This window comes from Chryseobacterium sp. CG10_8 (assembly GCF_058117085.1).
Genome location: NZ_JBYVEB010000185.1, coordinates 1 through 3203 on the forward strand (window position 1 = coordinate 1; position 3203 = coordinate 3203).

At 32.9% G+C, this 3203-nt stretch carries 2 protein-coding genes; both read right to left on the bottom strand.

The features are described 5' to 3' along the window. A partial coding sequence (locus tag AC4AGG_RS15875) for a hypothetical protein (protein ID WP_489772998.1) occupies positions 1–3006 on the bottom strand: 3006 nt, incomplete at its 3' end. A 10-nt stretch (positions 3007–3016) separates the two neighbouring features. Next, on the bottom strand, positions 3017–3203 hold a 187-nt coding region (locus AC4AGG_RS15880; protein ID WP_489772984.1), incomplete at its 5' end, for a T9SS type A sorting domain-containing protein.

Sequence of the window (3203 nt, forward strand, 5' to 3'; positions counted from 1 at the left end):
TGGTTTGTAGTGATATTGGAATTCTTTCAAAGTCTTGTTATTAACATCTACAATCTTTTGTAGTCTTTTTGTTGTGTCATAAATGTAATACTCACCGATTCCTGAAGGAGGAGTAATACTTCGAACACCCACTAGTGGATCATAAGTATAAGTGGTAATTTGATAGTTAGCTAATAATGGATTTTTTCTGAACAAATCCAAAGCAGAAACAAGGGTTTGTTCCGAAGAATCATCAATATCAAGATTAGACTTGCTGACGATTTGTAGTTGTTGGTAAGAGGTAATACTATTTGGATCCAAATTAAAAGCTTGCATCACTTGGGCATAAGTTGCGCCTTCAATTATAGCAATGGGATATCTTTGGTCATACCCCCATATTGTTGTTTTTACCTTACCTTTATTGGATGTTTGAAGCGGATTAAGTCTATTATCATACATATCATATACAAGTTCATCTATCATGCTTGAAATAGGAACGACTGCATAGTTATTAAAATCGAAGTTTTCATTTAATAGAGAACTCCTCGTTTTTTTTAATGCAAAAGGATAATTGTAAAAAACATTTTCAGACATCGAATATTTATTATTCTCATTTTTGGTTATTGTAATGATAGGTTTAATTACATTGTTAGTTTTCATAAAATGATAGATATTAATCTGTCCACCAATTACATTTTCATTATCTAGAGGGCAGCCTCTTCTTCCAGGACACCCCCGTCCTATCTGAAAATCTCTTGGGTACAAATATTTCTTTATTGATGTCCCTGCTGCTGTAACAGTTGTTGCCATGTTTGGATAAATATCCCAATCAATATTAGATGTATTGTACTGGAATGACGTAGTGCTTTCTACCAGGTTATTGTTGAAATTCTCAATTATTTTCGTGCTCTTTAAAAGATAAGGAAGGACGGGAATATAGGCTGTCATTATTTTAGGATTGGGGTTATCGGGGACCATCCACCAATTTGGATTAATGAATGTCCGCACGTAGTAATTTTGATCTGCAATAACGCATGTAGAACAAGTTCCGCTACCTATATCTATCAATTGATTTTCAGGTTTTTTAAAACTTTCATAGTTATATAAATACGTTCGCAAAATATTATTACTTGTATTATATATTTTTTTTTGAATTATTTTTCCTCTCTCATTTGAGAGATCAACAAAAATCTCTAGGGGGTTTGGTATATGACCAAAGCCACGCGCTCCATTAAATTCTCTAATATTTTTTATGTCGGGATTTGAGACATAATCACTAAAGAAATATTCTATCTTACCATTGTTATTGCTTTCTTGAATCTGACTGTAACAGATATCTTTATATGGGGCTTTTGCTACTTCATCTAAGATCCCCGAAGAAGAACCACTATTCGTTAGGTATGTGTAAAGCGTTTGATATTGATTGTTACCATCCGATTCAATTTTGCTGGACAACCTAGCCAGCGGATACTCCTGCTCAATGGCATTAGTTATTGTAGGTGACATATTATTTCCTGTTCCATAAATAATGGAAGCTTTTGCTTTTTCATAATTAAAGAGAGTGTATCCTTTGGTTGGGTACACAATTTTTTGAATAAGTGACGTTTTATAGGTTTCTACGGAGGGATTTTCTATATATCCAAAATTGTTACCTGGGGGGTCTGAATATATTGTAAAACTATCTTTTTGGGGAAGATTATCGATGTCATAATACTGAAAGTTGTAAAACGTGTTGTCAATTTCTAAGGAATTCAAAAAATATCTATAGTGTTGACCTCCCATTGGCAATTGATTAAGATTTATATTCTTTTCTTTGTCTTTCGACGCTATTTTAATGTTTTCCAAATGAATTAATGAGTTGGAATCTTTAAAATAGTTATAATTTATCTTAATATCTTTTCCTATTACTTCAATTTCTTGTAGAATGGCTCGTTTAGTATAAACAACTTCATTGCCACCACCACCATGACTCGCATTATTTGAAAAAGAAAAAGAGCAGTCTAAATTTGCTTGGTCAAGGGAATTCTTATCAGGAAAAGCAGATAAAATTGGAGCATTATAGCTATCACTAAGAGATAGTTGGGTAAAATTATTGAAAACATTTAAATCTCCATGTTTATATTTACCCATTATTATATCTCCGTTTGCAAGTTGTACCTTATATAAAAACCACGATAGTATATAATTTGCTCTTGCCATAGATGCATTACTAGTCATCGTATTTCCTGTCATGGCATGAGGATAATATGACCACATTATTTTTTGTTCATAATTTATCTCCATTGCATCTGCAGAACCCCCAAAATAAAACCTGTTTCCTTTGTCATCTAAAATTACAAACTCTTGAAGAAGAGCCTGCCCGCCGTTAGATGTTAATGGTAAGTCTACGTCATAGCATCCGATTCCGCCGACAATTCCCGGATTAGCAATTACGATTAGGTTTGCGGTATCACAATAAACTAAAGGCGTTCTCATGTTATCAAATATGAAATACCCTCTGTGTCCAAAAAAGTCAAAATAGAACTTTTCAGGGACAAAATCAGTATTTGGAACATAATTGTTGACAGGATCTACCAACACTTGATACTTTGTACTACCATATTTTACATTTGATTTCGGCCTAGGGCAATCAGCTTTGTCATAACTAGGCCTTCCAAGAGATCCATGTGCAGTACCATCAAGATTATAAACGAGGTCATAATTATCTCGTAACATAATATTATTATTATTGTCTCTTGTTATTTGTCCAAAGGGATTAACAATCCAATGTAGTCCATAGGTACTTTCGTCTTGCGACGCGACTAAACCATTTGCATGATAATTTAATTCATTTTTCAGACTTAAATCTCCTATTGGTATTTCAAATAAAGGAATGTTTATATTCACAGTTCCCTTATATAAATTTTCCGATACATGTATTTTATCTATTATTATATCACTTTCTTCAGGACGTCTTTGACTATTAATTTCACAGAAGAGGAAGATGAAAACAGAGATAACTATGAATTTTGTAATATTTGTTTTCATAATGTATTTTTTACTTTTTAATAATTTTGGAGTTAGCAGACTGGTTATTGTTGGTTTTCACGGTGATAATGTAAGCACCTTGAATAAGTCCGGCGGTGTTAATCTTGGTAACACGGTTTTTAGAAGCAGTAGATTGGATATGTTTTCCACTCATGTCATAAACATCGATGACAGCATCTTCGAACTTAAATCCTATT